The sequence below is a fragment of the Akkermansiaceae bacterium genome (assembly GCA_019634595.1).
Lineage (GTDB): Bacteria > Verrucomicrobiota > Verrucomicrobiia > Verrucomicrobiales > Akkermansiaceae > Luteolibacter.
This window is the reverse complement of record JAHCBC010000001.1, coordinates 1,185,015-1,200,177: the sequence shown is the minus strand read 5'-3', so window position 1 is coordinate 1,200,177 and position 15,163 is coordinate 1,185,015. Positions and strand designations below refer to the sequence as shown.

Genomic DNA, 15,163 nt, shown 5'->3' with positions numbered 1-15,163 from the left:
GTTCCCCATGAGATCCTTCATCCCGGCCTTCACCTGTCTGCTCCTGCTCTCCGCCACCGATCACGCCTCCGCCCAGGTCCACACGGACCGTCCCGCCCCGCTGGCCCTGCGGCTGCCGGACAAGACGGAGTCGTTCGATTTCGTCGTCTTCGGGGACAGGACCGGTGGCACGCCGGCGGGCGTGAGGGTGCTGGAGCAGGCCGTGGTGGACACGAACCTGCTGGGGCCGGACCTGGTCATGACCATCGGCGACCTGGTGCAGGGCTACAACACGACGGACGAATGGATGGTCCAGATGCGGGAGTACCGCGGCGTCATGGAGCGGCTCCGCATGCCCTGGTACCCCGTGGCGGGAAACCATGACATCTACTGGCGTGGCGATGGCAGGCCCGTGGGTGAGCATGAGGTATCCTATGAAAAGCATTTCGGCCCGCTCTGGTATTGGTTCGAACACAAGGGCAGCGGCTTTCTCGTCCTGTTCTCCGACGAGGGGGATCTCGGGAAGCCCAAACAACGCCGCTCTTACAAAGATCCCGCCCAGCAAAAGTTCAGCGCTCCGCAGCTCGCATGGATCAAAAAGTCACTGGAGGAAATGAAGGGGCTGAAGAACGTCTTCGTCTTCATGCACCAGCCACGCTGGGATGTGGGGCGCTACACAGGCAGCAACTGGGCCACGGTCCATGAGATGCTCGTCGCCCACGGCGGGGTGAAGGCGTGTTTCGCCGGGCACATCCACCGCCTGCGGCATGACGGGGTGAAGGACGGCATCCAGTATCACACGCTGGCCACCACCGGCGGCGGCAGTCCCGGCCACTATCCGGACGCGGGCTTCCTCCACCACATCCATACCGTGTCCGTGCGCGGGGACGGTGTGCGTGTCGCCGCCCTCCCCGTGGGTTCCGTCATGGATCCCTCCATCCACACCGCGGAACGGACGGCCGACATTTCCCGCGCCCGCAGGATGCGCCCGAAGGCGGCCGCGCCCTTCGAACTGGACATCTCCGGCAATGGCTCCGCCGCCTATCCGCTGGCGGTCACCAATCCCACGAAGCAACCGCTGGAGGTCACGCTGGCCGTGAATGCGGCCAAAGGATGGACGCTTTCCCCTGAGAAGCGCACCGTCACCATCGCACCGGGCGGGAAGGAGACGGTGACGTTCGATGTCGCCAGCGACGGCGCCGGATCCGGATCCGGATCCGGATCCGGAGGAAAGTTCCGCGTGCCCGGACTGACCATGGACACCTGGTACCTCGAAGGGAAAAAGCGCTCCCAGCTCCCACCCGTCACCTTCCCTCTGGAGACCCGGCTCGGCGCGCTTCCTGAAGAGGTGTTCGCCCCGGCGGAGGTTCCGACCGGTGTCCGCATGGGCGACCGTGAGTCCGGTGTGAAGGTGGAGTCCGCCGGATACAACCTGCCGGATGGCCCGTTCACCCTGGAGTGCCGTGTGAACCCGGACACGCTGGCGGAGTCCGCGGGGATCGTCTCAAAAACACAGCACTCCGAATTCGGCCTGCTGTCGTTCGGCGGCGAAGTGCAGTTCATCGTCTACCTGGGTGGGAAATACGTGCGGGTGAAATCCGGCCCGGTGCTGAAGCCCGGCGTCTGGACCGACCTCGCCGCCGTGTTCGATGGTGCCGAAGCGAGGCTTTACGTGGACGGAAAGCAGGTCGGCTCCGCCCCCGCGGCCGGCAAGCGGACGCGCAACAAGCTGCCGCTCTACATCGGTGCGGACACCAACAAGGACGGTGGCCCTGGTCGTTCCTTCCAAGGCGTGGTGGATGAGGTGAGGCTCAGCAAGGCGGCCCTCCACAAGTCTTCCTACACCCCGCAGGAACGCCTCTCCGCGGATGCGGACACCGTCCTCCTCCTCCATCTCGACCGGGTGGTGGCGGGCCGTTTCCCCGACCGCTCCGCCTCCCGCGCCCATGCCTTCCCGTCCGGCAAGGTCGCGGTGAAGGCGGTGGGCAACTGACCCTTTCCCGTCACGTCCGCTGTCAAGGTCGTGGCGGATTGCGGAATGTCATGGAGGCGGGCGCAATATCGGTTGCGCCTCCCTTTGCGGGAAAAGGGAGGAGGATCTGCAGTGGGGGAGTGGAGGGATTTCATTTCGCGGCAACCATGATTTTCCGCCCATGAGATTGTGGATTTCAGCATGACATGGGTGATATTGCCCGGATGGACCCGATTCCGAATCATCTCGATGACCCGCGTCTGCTGCCGCACTGCGAGGTGCAGAACCTCCAGGGATGCAAGGTGCTGGACGGCCACTGCCAACTCGATGTGGACCGCAGGATCGTGAGTGTCTTTCCGACCGTCCCGCCCGGCGCGGATCTGGACGGAGAGTTGTTCGTCACCATCAACGGGGACCGTTTGAGACTTCACGGCGTCACCCGCTCGGAGCATTCCGGGGAGCACCTGCGCTACGACGGAAGGATCGGTGATGAACCGCCTGCCCCGGAGGAACCTGTCTGAGGAGGGGCCGTCCGTCGCCCTGCGGGGCGGCGGTGTGACCGGGGACGGGCATCAGGGAGAGGAGGCAAGCCGGACGCGGAACCCCACGCAGGAGGGGGAAGTTTTTCAGAAACTTGGCTTGATTACCGGGGGAGGGGGGCTTAAACCCCGGCCCCTTCATGCCGGAAAACACCCTCAAGATCGCCATTCCAAAAGGCAGCCTTGAGCAGCCCACCATCGAGCTGCTCTCGAAGGCGGGCTACGAAATTTACGTTTCATCCCGCGGCCTCCGCCCCGCTTCGAACGATTCCGAGCTGGATGTGTTCCTCATCCGCGCCCAGGAGGTCGGCCGCTACATCAGCCAGGGGTTCCTGGACTGCGGCATCACCGGCTACGACTGGGCCTGCGAATATGAGGATGACCTCGTCGATCTCGCGGAACTGCCCTATTCCCGCGCCACCGTCCGCCCCACCCGCTGGGTGCTCGTCGTGCCGGAAGACTCGCCGATCCAGAAGCCGGAGGATCTGGAGGGCAAGCGCATCGCCACGGAAGGCGTGGGCATCACCCAGCGCTACCTGAAGCAGAAGGGCATCACCGCCGAAGTCGAATTTTCCTGGGGCGCCACGGAAGTGAAGGTGCCGGATCTGGTGGATGCCATCGTGGACGTGACCGAGACCGGTTCCTCCATCAAGGCGAACCGCCTGCGCATCGTTGACACGCTCCTCACCTCCTTCCCGCACTTTTACGCCAGCAAGGCGGCGACCCTCGATCCTTGGAAAAAGGAGAAGATGGAGCGCATCGCCCTGCTCATCAAGGGAGCCCTCGCCGCACGCGGGAAAGTGGGCCTCAAGATGAACCTCCCGGCGGATAAACTGCCGGAAGTGCTCGAAAAACTGCCGTCCCTCCGCCGCCCCACCGTCTCCCAGCTTGCGGAAGAAGGTTGGGTCGCCGTGGAGACGGTGATTGACGAAGTGATCGTTCGGGACATTATCCCGGCCCTCAAGCTCCTCGGAGCGGAGGGGATCATCGAGTATCCGCTCAACAAGATCGTTCCCTGATCTTCCCTATTTCATCGCAAACCAACCCCGAACGCAACAGCCATGGGCTCCATCAAGAAACGCCGTAAGACCAAGATCAACAAGCACAAGCGCAAGAAGCGCATGAAGCAGAACCGCCACAAGAAGCGTCTCCGCTACAAGTCCTAGGACTTGGTTTGACCTTTTGATCTGATATGCCAGCGGACCGGACCTATCCGGACCCGCTGGCATTTTTGTTTCCGCGATGGATAATTTCCCTCCCCAGCCATGAGCCTCCAGGTCGTCGTTGATTTCCAGGTGATCGCCGAGTCGCCGGACTGGGTCGTGGTCAACAAGCCGGCTCCGCTCATCGTCCATCCGGCGAACCGCAAGCCGGAACCGACCTTGCTGGGGGGGATCGAGATCCTCTTTTCCTACGAGATGGAGAACGGGGCCTGCCCCGCCATCGTCACGCGGCTGGACCGTGACACCAGCGGCATCGTGCTGGTGGCCATGCACACCGCCGCAGCCCGGGAACTGGGGATGGTCTTCGAGCGGCGGGAAGCGAGGAAAGAATACCTCGCCGTTGTCCACGGCTGGCCGGAGGAAGATGCCTGGGAATGCGCCATGCCCATCCTGAGGGCGGGGGATCTCGGTCCGTCGGCCATCTGGGTCCGCCAGATCGCGCATGAGGCGGGAAAGCCCTGCTCCACCGCTTTCCGTGTGGAGCGGCGCTTCGAGCGGGCGGAGGGGAAATTCTCCCTCGTCCGCTGTTTTCCGGAAACCGGCCGCATGCACCAGATCCGCGTGCATCTCGCGCATGGCGGCCACCCGATCGTCGGGGACAAGCTCTACTCCGGGGACGGCTCCGAATACATCGGGTGGATGCGCACCGGCTGGACAGCGGAGCTGAAGGCGCGCCTGCACCTGCCCCGCCATGCGCTGCATGCCGCGGTGCTGGAGGTTCCCTGGGCCGGCGGAAAGGTGGAGTGGCGGGCGGATCTGCCGCCGGATCTCACGGATTTCGTGGAAGGGGCGGAGGTGGCGGACACGCCCGGAGTTGTCATCTGGAGCCGCCACGACTAGCGTCCGGGCATGGCTTTGCTCGACGAGGTGGTGGCGTATCTGGACATGGAACTCAATACGGCCGGGATACCGGACTACCCGGGAGCCATGAACGGCCTCCAGTTGGAGAATTCCGGTGAAGTCCCGCGCATCATCGCGGCGGTGGATGCCTCGCTGCCGGTCATCCGGAAAGCGGCCGCCGGTGGTCCCGGCCTGCTGATCGTCCACCACGGCATGTTCTGGCAGGGTGCCCGGCCGCTCACCGGTGCGTTCTACCAGAAGGTCCGGACGGCCATGGAGGCGGGGCTGGCCATCTACTCCTCCCATCTGCCGCTGGATTTCCATCCACGGTGGGGGAACAACATCCGCCTCGCGCAGGCGATCGACCTGGAGGAGATCACGCCTTTCATGGAATCGAAAGGGCAGGCGATGGGCCTGCGCGGGACGTGGCGGGGGGAGCGGTCTTCCCTTGTGTCGATTGTGGAAAAGGCGGTGGGAGGTCCGGTGCACCTCTGCCCGGGTGGGCCGGTGGAGATTTCACGGGTCGGCCTGGTCACCGGTGGGGCGGGTAGTGAGATCGCGAAGGCCGCCGCGGAGGGGATCGATACCTTCATCACGGGCGAAGGTCCGCACTGGAGCTATCCGCTGGCGGAGGAACTGGGGGTGAACCTGCTGTATGCCGGCCACTACGCGACGGAGACGTTCGGCGTGAAGGCGCTTTCCGCCATGCTGGCGGAGCGTCACGGGATCCCGTGGACTTTCATTGATCATCCTACCGGGCTTTGAAATCCCAGCCTGCCAGTCCCGCGGCCGGAGCCGACCTCACTCCGGATTTCTTCCGCCGTCCGCCCGGTGTCTGCGCGCGGGATCTCATCGGCTGTGTCTTCCGCTGGCACGGTTGTGAAGGCCGTATTGTTGAGACGGAGTCCTATGAAGAGTTCGATGACCCCGCATGCCACACCTGGAGCCGTCCGGGGGCGCGGGATTTCATCGCCACGCACGATGCCGGGGTTGCCTACGTCTATCTGAACTACGGAGTACATTGGCTATTCAATATATTGACCAAATGCCCGGAGGGGAATGGATTCGTCCTGTTCAGGGCGCTGGAACCCATGGCGGGGCTGGAGGAGATGCGGAAGAGGCGTGGCGTTTCCGATGAAGTGGCGCTCTGCTCGGGTCCGGGAAAGCTTACCAAGGCGCTGGGAATCAATGGAAAACACCATGGTTTGGATTTTCTGGGGGGAGGATCGACCGGGATTCGGAAGGGGGGCGGAGTGGAGGTGGTGACGGGGGGGAGGATCGGGATCAGCCGGGCGGCCGACCGTCCATGGAGATTCGGGTCGCCCGCTTCCACCTGCCTCAGCAGGAAATTCTGAATGCCGTGCGGTTTCCGGACGACAAAGCCGTTTGGAATGGACGGTGAAGTTTCACGGACGCCGCCGGGATTTGGTTAGAAATTCGCGTTTCGGTCAGAAAAATCGCTTGAATTGCAATGAATTGCTGCTTCCGGGAGGTGCCGAAAGAAATCCGACAAAAGTGAAAAAAAGGCTTGCCCGGTGTTCGGTGTTCGGGTCTTATTTCCAACGAAATCGCGGGCATAGCTTAGTGGTAAAGCGCTATCCTTCCAAGTTAGACATGCGGGTTCGATTCCCGCTGCCCGCTCCATAAAACTCTCAAACTCGGAATAACACCCCTAAACAAATGAAGAAGACCATCTACTTCGCCGTCATGAGCTTGGCTCTTGGCTCAATGTCCGCCTCTGCGGCTGATTGCGTCAAGCTGTCGGTTTCCGTGAAGCATGCTGTGGCTGCTGACCGTGAAAAGACCCTTGAGATCGTTTCCAAGCAGGTTGGCGCGAATTCCGGCTGCGCGTGCGAAGTGGTGAAGGCTGCGATCGAAGGTTCCCAAGCGGATCCGACTCTCGTGGCTGCCATTGTTGAGGCGGCTGCAACGGCTGCTCCTGAGCAGGCACAGCTTTCCGCCCAGTGCGCGATCGCCGTGGCTCCTGACGCTCGTGCGAAGGTTCAGGCGGTGATCGCCAGACTTGGCAGCGGTCGCTCGGGTGGGCAGACTTCCAATGTCGTCGCCGATGGCAACAACCCCCTCGACTTCCCGTCGGGTGCTGATGCCGGCGGTGCTGGCGGTGCCAGCGCTGGTAACACTGGTGGTGCCGGAGATGGTGGTGGTACGGTCGGTCCTCGTCCGGGTGATGCTCCTGGTGCCGCTGGTGGCATCGGTGGTGCGGGCGGTTCCGGTGGTGCAGGTGGACCTGGTGCCGGTATCGGTGGAAGCACTCCACCTCCTGAAATCGTTGATCCCGGAGTTACCCCTCCGGTGACCCCTGTGAATCCCTGAGCGGAAACCGGCTCGGATTGATATTTGAATTCCCCGAAAAAACTTCCTCACATGAAAAAACAACTTTCCCTCGGTCTGGCCTCCCTCCTGATGGCTGGTTACGCCAGTGCCGGCAGCGGCCTCTATTACGTTGGTGCCGAACCTGAGAAGTCCCTTCCCCTGAAGTGGATGATCGGACTCGATGCCGTGTATGACACCAACGTCAATCCGGGCTCCGCAAGCAAGGATGATGCTTTCAGTTTGAATCCCTATGTCGGACTCTCCGTGGTCAGCATCACTCCCCAGACCAGTTGGGATGTCTATGCCCGCCTCGGCCTGATCTACTATCTGGATGCTCCGAACAGTGTTGATGATGTCTACGGCCAAGCTCGCGTTGGTGCGAACATCACTCATCGCTTCAACGATCGTCTCCGTTTCTCCAGCCGTAATTTCCTCTCCTACGAGCTTGAGCCGGACTACTCCTACGGCTTCGCCACCAGCCGTCAGTTGAGCGAATACTTCTACTGGCAGACCGACAACTCCATCGGTTACCGCTGGTCCGAGCGCTTCGCCACCTATTCCGGCTTTGTTCTTTCCGGCCTCGATTATGACGATGTGCCGAACAGCGACCGCTTCTCCTGGTCTCTCTACAACCAGTTCCGTTACCAGCTTTCGCCGCAAACCGTGGCGACCCTCGACTATCGCTACACCGACACTGAAGCGGATGGCATCGCCGAGGACTCCAGCGACCACTATCTGCTTCTTGGTCTGGAACATCGCTTCAGCCCGAACTCCATCATCATCGTCCGTGGTGGTGCCCAGTTCCGGGATGTGGACGGCGGTGATACCAGCACCAACCCATTCCTGGAGGTCTCCACCTCCACCCGTGTGAATGAGCAGTTCACGGTCCGTGGCTTTGCACGCTATTCGACGGAGAGCTACGACACCGCCCAGGCTCTTGGGACCGGTATCTATGACTTCAGCGAGCGCCAGACCCTCCGGGTCGGCATCTCCGCTGAATACGCGCTCTCCCCGATGTTCACGATCTTCAGTGGTGTGGACTACATCACTTCCGACTATGACAGCGGCAAGCTCCAGCAGGTCACCGGTCTGCCATTGCCAGCCAACAGTGCCGGTGGCCAGAGTGACCAGTTGATCAATGCCTACATCGGGCTGTCCGTGAAATTCACCGACTACCTGACCGGCACCGCGACTTACAACTTCACGGATTCCGATTCGGACTTCAACCAAGGTGACTACACCCGCAGCCGCTTCAGCGTGGGCGTCCGTGCGGAATTCTGATCCATCCTTGAGTCGATCATTCTGAATATTTGACTTATTCCGAACTCCCGCAATGTTTGCCATTGCGGGAGTTCTTGTTTGCAGGCCATCCTTTTTAACGACCCCCGTTTTCCAAACGTATGCAATCTCCCTCATCCCAACAGAGTGAAGCAGCGCTTCATGCCGTCGATTACTGGCAGGTGATCAAGAATCGATACGGTGTCATCCTTCTGACCCTTCTCTTGGTGTTCATGACGGCTGCCGTCATCACCTATGTGATGCCGAAGAAGTTCGAAAGCTCGGCCGTCATCGAGGTGAAGCCGCGTGGACAGATCTTGTCCCCCTTCGGAGAGCGGGGGGCTGAAGCGAGCGGAATGGCACGGATGACGCCACGGTTCTTCGAAACCGAGTTCGAAAAGATCAAGAGCAGCAAGAGTCTTTCAAAGGTTGTTGATAACCTGGATCTTGTGAGGAGGTGGGGTAGGGACCGGGATATGATCATCGCCGATCTCAAGTATCGGATCATCACCACCCAGAACATCCGGGGAACGGACCTCATCTCGATCAAGGTCCGCCACGTCAACAAGGAGGATGCGCGGGATGTGGCGACGGAGATCGCTGAAGCTTACCGCCAATACCGCCACGGCCTTGAGGCGAAGGAATCCGAAATGGCCTTGGGGGAGCTGTCCAAGGCTGTCCGTGAGCAGGAGGACAAGGTGGAGGAGCGCCGCAAGGCCCTTTCGAACATCGTCCGCGAAAAGGAGATCATTTACCGTGGTTCCGAATCGATCTTCGGGAACTCGGGGGTGGATGAGGATGATTCCGCAAGGAATGCCGCGGATGCGTTCGCCAAGCTCGAGCAGCAGAAAATCGAATTGGAGAGCCAGATCAAGAGTCTGCTGAAGTATGACAGCGAACAGTTGATGGTTTATGCGTCGGGTCTCGATCTGCCCGAGAACATCGTGAAGACCCTTTATCCGCAGTATCTTGAGATGCGCCGCGAGCTCGAAGCCGCGAAGACCCAGGGTCTCGGCGACAACCACCCCACCGTCAAAGAACTCGGCGGGCGTGTGGCGAACATGAAGAAGGATCTGGATTCCGGTGTGGTCAACCTCCGGGATGTTCTCCGGGCGCGTCTGGAGATGGCCACGGCACAGCTCGGTCAGGTCGAGATGTTGAAAGTTGAGAAGAGGGGCGAAGCGGTCCGGAAGGGAATCGACACCCAGGACTACGTGGACGCGAAGCGCGAGTTCGAGACGGACCTCGAGCTGCTGCAGACCATGAAGCTCAAATCCCTCACCGAGAATGTTTCCGGGAAAGTGCGTGGCGAATCCATCTCCGTCCATGAGGAGCCGGTGATCGCGCAGGCTCCGGTGAGTCCCAACGTTACCCTGAACCTCGTGCTTGGCGCCGTGGTCGGGCTGATCTTCGGCGTGGGCATCGCGTTCTTCCTCGAGTATCTGGATACCTCCGTGAAAAGCCTGGAGGATGTGGAGCGCTACCTGCAGGTGCCCGTCCTGGCGGTCATCCCGAAGGATGTGGGCGTCCTTCACAAGCAGAGCGGCATGAGCCCGGATGCGGAAGCCTACCGGATTCTCCGGACCAACATCGAATTCAACCGGAAGAATCCGGAAGACAACGCCATCACGGTGGTTTCCGGTGGTGCGGGTGAGGGTAAATCGACCACTCTGGTCAACCTCGCTTACATCTGTGCCCAGGGTGGTTACACCACGCTGATGATCGACGGTGACCTCCGCCGTCCGCGCCTCCATACGTTCTTCGACATCAACAATGCCGTCGGTCTGACCAACTATCTGACCACGGAACTCGCGCTTGAGGATGTGATCCTCCAGACCCCGGTGGACAACCTTTATTTCATGCCATCCGGCATCCTTCCTTCGGATGCGGCTGGTATCCTCAACTCCCGCCGGATGTCCGAGCTGATCCAGGACGTGAAGCAGCGCTTCGACCTGGTCCTGGTGGACAGCCCTCCCATCCTCGGTGTCAGCGACGCGTCCGTCCTGGCCAGCGAGGTGGACCTCACCATGATCGTGGTGCAGCACCGGAAACTTCCCCGCAACATGCTGATCCGGGTGAAGCAGGCCGTCGAGAATGTCGGCGGACATGTCATCGGCGTGGTGCTGAACAACGTGGACGTCCGCAGTGACAGCCAGTACCAGTACTACACCAGCTACTACACCTACTATGCTCCCGCCGAAGGACAGGTCGGACCTCCGGTGAATGCCGGCCCGGCCCCCCGCCAGCAGAAATCCGGCGGAAGGGAGAATGATTCCGAGCTGTACTAACTCATACCCATCCACAGAGACATGAACTTCAGGAAAATATTGGCCGTCGTGATGACGGCGGTGGCCCTCATCACACCCGCTTTCGCCCAGAGCGAGATCAAGGTCGGCAAGGCCCTCCAGATCACCATCCAGGGTGTCCCGATCGAGGAGCAGCAGAAGATCAATGGCCAGTACATGGTCACGGATTCCGGCTTGATCAACATGCCCCATCTTTCCCCGATCCGTGCGGTGGGGATGAATCCGGGCAGTCTGGCGAGCGTGATCCAGTCCCGTTACAAGGCGGAGGGCATCTACCGGAATCCCACCATCCAGGTCTTCGCCAACATGGAGGGCGCGGGGGTTGACAAGCAGAGTGTCACGGTCGGCGGTCAGGTCCGGCGTCCGGGTCCGGTGGAATATTCACGTGAACTCACCCTGTATCAGGCCATCCAGGCCGCCGGTGGTGCGACGGAGTTCGGTTCGTTGAAACGGGTCGTCCTCTTCAGGAACGGCCAGGGCCGCCGCTATGACGTCACCCAGGCCCAGTTCATGAACATCCCGCTGTCGCCTTCCGATACGATCGAGGTGCCCCAGAAGACGATGCTCGGGCAGTGATGTGATTTCCCCTCTCCGCGATGGCGATGTTTGGTCACCACCGGCATGGACGATCACTTGAGAGGGGATTCCGGGGCGTCATCGCAGCTTGTTCCATCACGGCGGGATCCGGCCAGGAGGCGGGTATCCCGCCTCTCATTTTGGATGGCTTGGCTGCGGAGAGGTTCGCGGAACGGGAGATGGCGCAGGAGGACTTGCGGCAGTGGGCGGCCAGGACGCCGGGAAAGGCGATCGATGCCCTGTTGAAGAAGGTGAGGGAGGCGGAAGATCCGGAGATCCGTTCACGGTGTCTGGATACGCTCAAGGAGATCGTGCTGGAGCGGGAGTACCATGCGGACGGTTTCCTGGGAATCAGCATGCAGGAAGTGGAGGTGAAGCTGCCCGGTGGCGGTCCGGCGAAAGCGATCCGGGTGACGAGGGTTATTGAGAACTCGTCGGCCGGTCAGGCGGGAATCACCGAGGGAACCCTCATTGTGGGACTGGGGGAGCGGATGTGGAAGGAAGGGGAGATGACCATGGAGTTCAGGGAGCAGGTGAAGGGAACCCGTCCCGGGACCATGCTCACGCTGCAGTTGCTGGAGAACGGTGCGATCATCCGGAAAGTGTTGAAACTCGGGGGGCGCCCACCTCAGGTGGGAGGGGTCGAAGAAGAGGATCCAGTCAGAGCCAATGAGGTGGCGAGGGAGGAGTTTTTCCGCAAATGGCTAGACAAACGCACAAGGCAACCACGCTAGTTTTAGGATTTTATCCATCGACATCTGCCTGAGTGATGGCAATTTCTTGAAATTTCCGAAACGCCCACCTGTTTTCATCATGATTTTCACCCGGTTTCGAAAAGCGGCACTTTCAGCGGTATTTGTGGCAACCTCCTGCACCGCCTGCGCGCAGCAGGCGGATTTCAACGAGGTCGGCAAGCAGATGGCGATCATGCTGCAGAACAGCCACTTCGCGCGCATCCAGTATGATGCGAAACTGAGCCAGCTTTTCCTCGACGACTACATCGGGGATCTGGACTCCGGGCGCCTTTATTTCACGAAGGTGGATATCGATGCCTTCCAGGCGAAGTATGGTGATCGGCTGCACGACCTGCTCCTCCAGGGCAAGAGCGTCGAGGCGGCCACCGAAATCTACCGGGTCTTCGAGAAGCGGGTGGAAGCCCGCGTCGCGCTCACCGAGAAGCTCCTCAAGGAGGAGACATTCGATTTCACCGGCCAGGATTCCGTGATGCGCAGCCGCAAGAACGCACCGTGGGCGAAGGATGAGCGGGAGGCGGTGGAAACCTGGAAACTCCAGATCAAGGAGGCGGTCCTGGGTGAGACACTGCGCCGGGAACTGATGACCAAGCTGGCCGCGGAAAAGGGCAAGCCGGACCCCAGCAAGACGGACCGCGACCCGAAGGAAAAGATCTCCCTCCGTTACAAGCGGTTCCTGAACAGCGTGAAGGATGTGGACGATGAGGACATCACCAGCATCTTCTTCAGCTCCATCTCCAGGGCCTATGATCCGCACACGGACTACATGAGCGCGCGGGACATCAGCAAGTTCAAGGACGACATGAAGAACGAGCTGGTCGGCATCGGCGCCCTGCTTTCCGCGGAGGAGGACGGTGCCACCAAGATCATGGGCATCGTTGTCGGGGGGCCTGCCGACAGCGAGGGGACCCTGAAGCTCAACGACCGCGTCGTGGCCGTGAACACTCTCAACAGCCCGCGGCCGGAGGACTTCACGGACATCATGTTCATGAAGATCGACAAGGTGGTCGATCTGATCCGTGGGCAGGAAAGCACTTCCGTGGCTCTCAAGATCGAACCGGCGGGGGCCCCTCCGGGTGAGACCAAGGTCGTCGTCATCAAGCGTGGCAAGGTCGCCCTCAAGGCCGACCAAGCGAGTGGTGAGATCATCGACATGAAGAAGAGCGATGGCTCCGCCGAGCGCATCGGCGTCATCACCCTCCCCGCTTTCTATGCGGACTTCGATGACGGGAATGTCCGCTGCTCCGTGGATGTGGAGCGCATCCTCCAGCGCATGATCGATGAGAAGATCGAGGGTCTGGTCCTCGACCTCCGCAACAACGGCGGCGGGTCGCTTGAGGAAGTCCGCCGCATGACCGGCTTCTTCATCAACCGCGGCCCCGTGGTCCAGGTGAAAAACACCCTGGGCCAGGTCCAGGTGAAGGAGGCCGACAACGGCCGCCCGATGTATGATGGCCCGATGGTGGTGATGACCGACAAGAGCAGCGCCTCCGCCAGTGAGATCCTGGCCGGTGCCCTCCAGGACTACAACCGTGCGGTCATTGTCGGGGATTCCTCCACATTCGGCAAAGGCACCGTGCAGCAGATGATGGACATCGGGCGGATGCTGCCGCTGTTCGCCGCCAGGAACCGTGCGGGATCGCTCAAGATGACCATCCAGAAGTTCTACCGGCCGTCCGGTTCATCCACCCAGATGGATGGAGTGGTCCCACAGATTGTCTTCCCCAGCCTCACGGACGCGCTGGAGATCGGTGAGCGGTATCTCGACAACCCTCTGGCGCACGACCGCATCCGTCCCGCCGCGGATTTCAATGCCGCGGATGCGCAGGTGCTCTTCGTTCCGCGCCTGAAGGAGCTGAGCCAGGAGCGGCTGAAGGAAAGCAAGGATTTCTCCTACATCATCGACGACATCGTGAAGGCGAAGGAACGCATCCGCCTCAACAAGGTTTCGCTCAACAAGGAAGCGCGCCAGAAGGAGCTGGATACGGAGGATGTCGCCCAGAAGGCCCGGAACGCGGAGCGCCGTGAACGGTTCGCCAAAATCGCGGAGAAGGACAAGGCCTCGATGAAGTTCATGAAGCTGACGCTTGATGACGTGGCGAAGCCCGGCCTGCGCGAGTATGATCCATCCGCTGAGAACGCTGAATACATGCGCAAGGCGAAGGACGAGAACGCCGATCTGGATGACACCCCGAAATGGCCGAGCGGCATGGACCCCGTGAAGCGGGAATCCATCAACGTGCTGCGTGACCTCGTTCAGATGACCGAGAACGCGAAGACCGCCGGGCTGCTGAGGAAGGCAAACTGAAGCGCCTGCATGTCTGACATCGGGAGGAATCTCCGGGAGATTCACGCGCGCATGGAGGCGGCCTGCTCGAGGGCGGGCCGTGACTCTTTATCGGTGCAGCTCGTCGCCGTGTCGAAGACGTTTCCCTCCGCCCTCATCAAAGAAGCGGCGGATGCCGGGCAGAAGGTTTTCGGCGAGAGCCGCCAGCAGGAAGCCGAGCCGAAAATCGCAGTTCTGCCAGCCTCCCTCGATTGGCATTTCATCGGCCGCGTCCAGTCGAACAAGGTGAGGAAAATCCTGCCGTTGTTCGGCACCATCCATGCCATCGATTCGCTGAAACTCGCCCGCTACACCGCAGGTGTCGCCGCGGATCTCGGGCTTTTTCCGAAGGTGTTCCTCCAGGTGAATGTTGGCGGCGAGGCATCGAAGGGTGGTTTTGAGCCTGACGAACTCGAGCGGGAAATTGACGATCTCCTCGCTGTGGAGCGGGTGGAGATCCAGGGGCTGATGACCATCCCGCCTCCGGGAGAGGATGCGGAGGCATCGCGAAAGTGGTTTGTCCGGTTGCGGGAATTGCGGGACGCCATGGAGCGGAAAACCGGCGTCCGCCTGCCGTCCCTCAGCATGGGCATGAGCGGGGACTATGAGGTGGCCATCGAAGAAGGGGCCACCCATGTGCGGGTAGGCTCGGCGATTTTCGGGGGCCGCGCCTATCGGGTGGACGGCGAGCTTGGATGAGCCATCATCCCGCCATGGCATTGGTGCTCGAACAGGCCGCCGTGATCGGCAATGAACTCGCCCTCTCCTTTTCGGATGACACGGAGGCATACATCGCGCTCCCGCTCATGCGGCGGGCCTGCCCGTGTGCGGCTTGCCAGGGCGAGCCGGACGCGCTGGGCCGGGTGATGAAGCCGGTGGTGGAATACGGCCCGAAGGCGTTCGATCTCGTGAAATTCCAGGGCGTGGGTGGCTATGCCTTGCAGGTGTTTTGGGCGGATGGCCACTCGACGGGGATTTACAGCTATCCCTACCTTCTGCGCCTTGCCGGGTTGAGCGGCAACTGATCCACTTCCAGCC

General features: G+C 61.2%; 15 protein-coding genes and 1 tRNA gene. All 16 read left to right on the top strand.

What is annotated here, in order from left to right; genetic code table 11:
* Positions 1 to 7: 7 nt before the first annotated feature.
* The 16 genes from KF712_05165 (at position 8) to KF712_05090 (ending at position 15,150) form a co-directional block, all read left to right on the top strand.
* Positions 8 to 1,972: a metallophosphoesterase gene (locus KF712_05165; protein ID MBX3740358.1), complete on the top strand. Its 1,965-nt coding sequence runs from the start codon at positions 8 to 10 to the stop codon at positions 1,970 to 1,972.
* A gap of 185 nt (positions 1,973 to 2,157) precedes the next feature.
* A complete protein-coding gene (locus tag KF712_05160; protein ID MBX3740357.1) occupies positions 2,158 to 2,472 on the top strand; it encodes a hypothetical protein in 315 nt (104 codons plus the stop codon).
* A 158-nt stretch (positions 2,473 to 2,630) separates the two neighbouring features.
* A complete protein-coding gene (locus KF712_05155) occupies positions 2,631 to 3,509 on the top strand; it encodes an ATP phosphoribosyltransferase (GenBank protein ID MBX3740356.1) in 879 nt (292 codons plus the stop codon).
* A gap of 42 nt (positions 3,510 to 3,551) precedes the next feature.
* Positions 3,552 to 3,656, top strand: a complete 105-nt coding sequence (locus tag KF712_05150; protein ID MBX3740355.1) for an AURKAIP1/COX24 domain-containing protein — start codon at positions 3,552 to 3,554, stop codon at positions 3,654 to 3,656.
* 99 nt (positions 3,657 to 3,755) lie between these two features.
* Positions 3,756 to 4,553, top strand: coding sequence for an RNA pseudouridine synthase (locus tag KF712_05145; GenBank protein ID MBX3740354.1), 798 nt, complete (start codon positions 3,756 to 3,758; stop codon positions 4,551 to 4,553).
* A 9-nt stretch (positions 4,554 to 4,562) separates the two neighbouring features.
* Complete coding sequence (locus KF712_05140) at positions 4,563 to 5,318, top strand: Nif3-like dinuclear metal center hexameric protein (protein MBX3740353.1); 756 nt, start codon at positions 4,563 to 4,565, stop codon at positions 5,316 to 5,318.
* Complete coding sequence (locus KF712_05135) at positions 5,315 to 5,908, top strand: DNA-3-methyladenine glycosylase (protein MBX3740352.1); 594 nt, start codon at positions 5,315 to 5,317, stop codon at positions 5,906 to 5,908. Before KF712_05140 ends, KF712_05135 begins: the two co-directional genes overlap by 4 nt.
* A gap of 215 nt (positions 5,909 to 6,123) precedes the next feature.
* Positions 6,124 to 6,197: transfer RNA gene (locus KF712_05130), tRNA-Gly, on the top strand.
* 36 nt (positions 6,198 to 6,233) lie between these two features.
* Positions 6,234 to 6,887, top strand: a complete 654-nt coding sequence (locus KF712_05125; GenBank protein MBX3740351.1) for a hypothetical protein — start codon at positions 6,234 to 6,236, stop codon at positions 6,885 to 6,887.
* Between the two features lie 51 nt (positions 6,888 to 6,938).
* On the top strand, positions 6,939 to 8,168 hold the full coding sequence (locus tag KF712_05120) for a hypothetical protein (GenBank protein MBX3740350.1): 1,230 nt from the start codon (positions 6,939 to 6,941) through the stop codon (positions 8,166 to 8,168).
* Between the two features lie 119 nt (positions 8,169 to 8,287).
* A complete protein-coding gene (locus KF712_05115) occupies positions 8,288 to 10,453 on the top strand; it encodes a polysaccharide biosynthesis tyrosine autokinase (GenBank protein MBX3740349.1) in 2,166 nt (721 codons plus the stop codon).
* A 21-nt stretch (positions 10,454 to 10,474) separates the two neighbouring features.
* Complete coding sequence (locus KF712_05110; protein ID MBX3740348.1) at positions 10,475 to 11,047, top strand: SLBB domain-containing protein; 573 nt, start codon at positions 10,475 to 10,477, stop codon at positions 11,045 to 11,047.
* Between the two features lie 149 nt (positions 11,048 to 11,196).
* Positions 11,197 to 11,781 (top strand): PDZ domain-containing protein, encoded by a 585-nt coding sequence (locus tag KF712_05105; GenBank protein MBX3740347.1) that lies wholly within the window; start codon positions 11,197 to 11,199, stop codon positions 11,779 to 11,781.
* A gap of 79 nt (positions 11,782 to 11,860) precedes the next feature.
* Entirely contained in the window at positions 11,861 to 14,107 is a 2,247-nt protein-coding gene (locus tag KF712_05100) for a carboxy terminal-processing peptidase (protein ID MBX3740346.1), read from the top strand.
* Positions 14,108 to 14,116: 9 nt separating this feature from the next.
* Positions 14,117 to 14,824: a YggS family pyridoxal phosphate-dependent enzyme gene (locus KF712_05095; GenBank protein MBX3740345.1), complete on the top strand. Its 708-nt coding sequence runs from the start codon at positions 14,117 to 14,119 to the stop codon at positions 14,822 to 14,824.
* Entirely contained in the window at positions 14,821 to 15,150 is a 330-nt protein-coding gene (locus KF712_05090; protein ID MBX3740344.1) for a DUF971 domain-containing protein, read from the top strand. The genes KF712_05095 and KF712_05090 overlap by 4 nt, the downstream gene beginning before the upstream one ends.
* The last annotated feature ends 13 nt before the right edge of the window (positions 15,151 to 15,163 follow it).

Coding starts and splice junctions, on each gene's coding strand:
- KF712_05165 (MBX3740358.1), top strand. CDS start 8: ATGAGATCCTTCATCCCGGCCTTCACCTGTCTGCTCCTGCTCTCCGCC.
- KF712_05160 (MBX3740357.1), top strand. CDS start 2,158: ATGGGTGATATTGCCCGGATGGACCCGATTCCGAATCATCTCGATGAC.
- KF712_05155 (MBX3740356.1), top strand. CDS start 2,631: ATGCCGGAAAACACCCTCAAGATCGCCATTCCAAAAGGCAGCCTTGAG.
- KF712_05150 (MBX3740355.1), top strand. CDS start 3,552: ATGGGCTCCATCAAGAAACGCCGTAAGACCAAGATCAACAAGCACAAG.
- KF712_05145 (MBX3740354.1), top strand. CDS start 3,756: ATGAGCCTCCAGGTCGTCGTTGATTTCCAGGTGATCGCCGAGTCGCCG.
- KF712_05140 (MBX3740353.1), top strand. CDS start 4,563: ATGGCTTTGCTCGACGAGGTGGTGGCGTATCTGGACATGGAACTCAAT.
- KF712_05125 (MBX3740351.1), top strand. CDS start 6,234: ATGAAGAAGACCATCTACTTCGCCGTCATGAGCTTGGCTCTTGGCTCA.
- KF712_05120 (MBX3740350.1), top strand. CDS start 6,939: ATGAAAAAACAACTTTCCCTCGGTCTGGCCTCCCTCCTGATGGCTGGT.
- KF712_05115 (MBX3740349.1), top strand. CDS start 8,288: ATGCAATCTCCCTCATCCCAACAGAGTGAAGCAGCGCTTCATGCCGTC.
- KF712_05110 (MBX3740348.1), top strand. CDS start 10,475: ATGAACTTCAGGAAAATATTGGCCGTCGTGATGACGGCGGTGGCCCTC.
- KF712_05100 (MBX3740346.1), top strand. CDS start 11,861: ATGATTTTCACCCGGTTTCGAAAAGCGGCACTTTCAGCGGTATTTGTG.
- KF712_05095 (MBX3740345.1), top strand. CDS start 14,117: ATGTCTGACATCGGGAGGAATCTCCGGGAGATTCACGCGCGCATGGAG.
- KF712_05090 (MBX3740344.1), top strand. CDS start 14,821: ATGAGCCATCATCCCGCCATGGCATTGGTGCTCGAACAGGCCGCCGTG.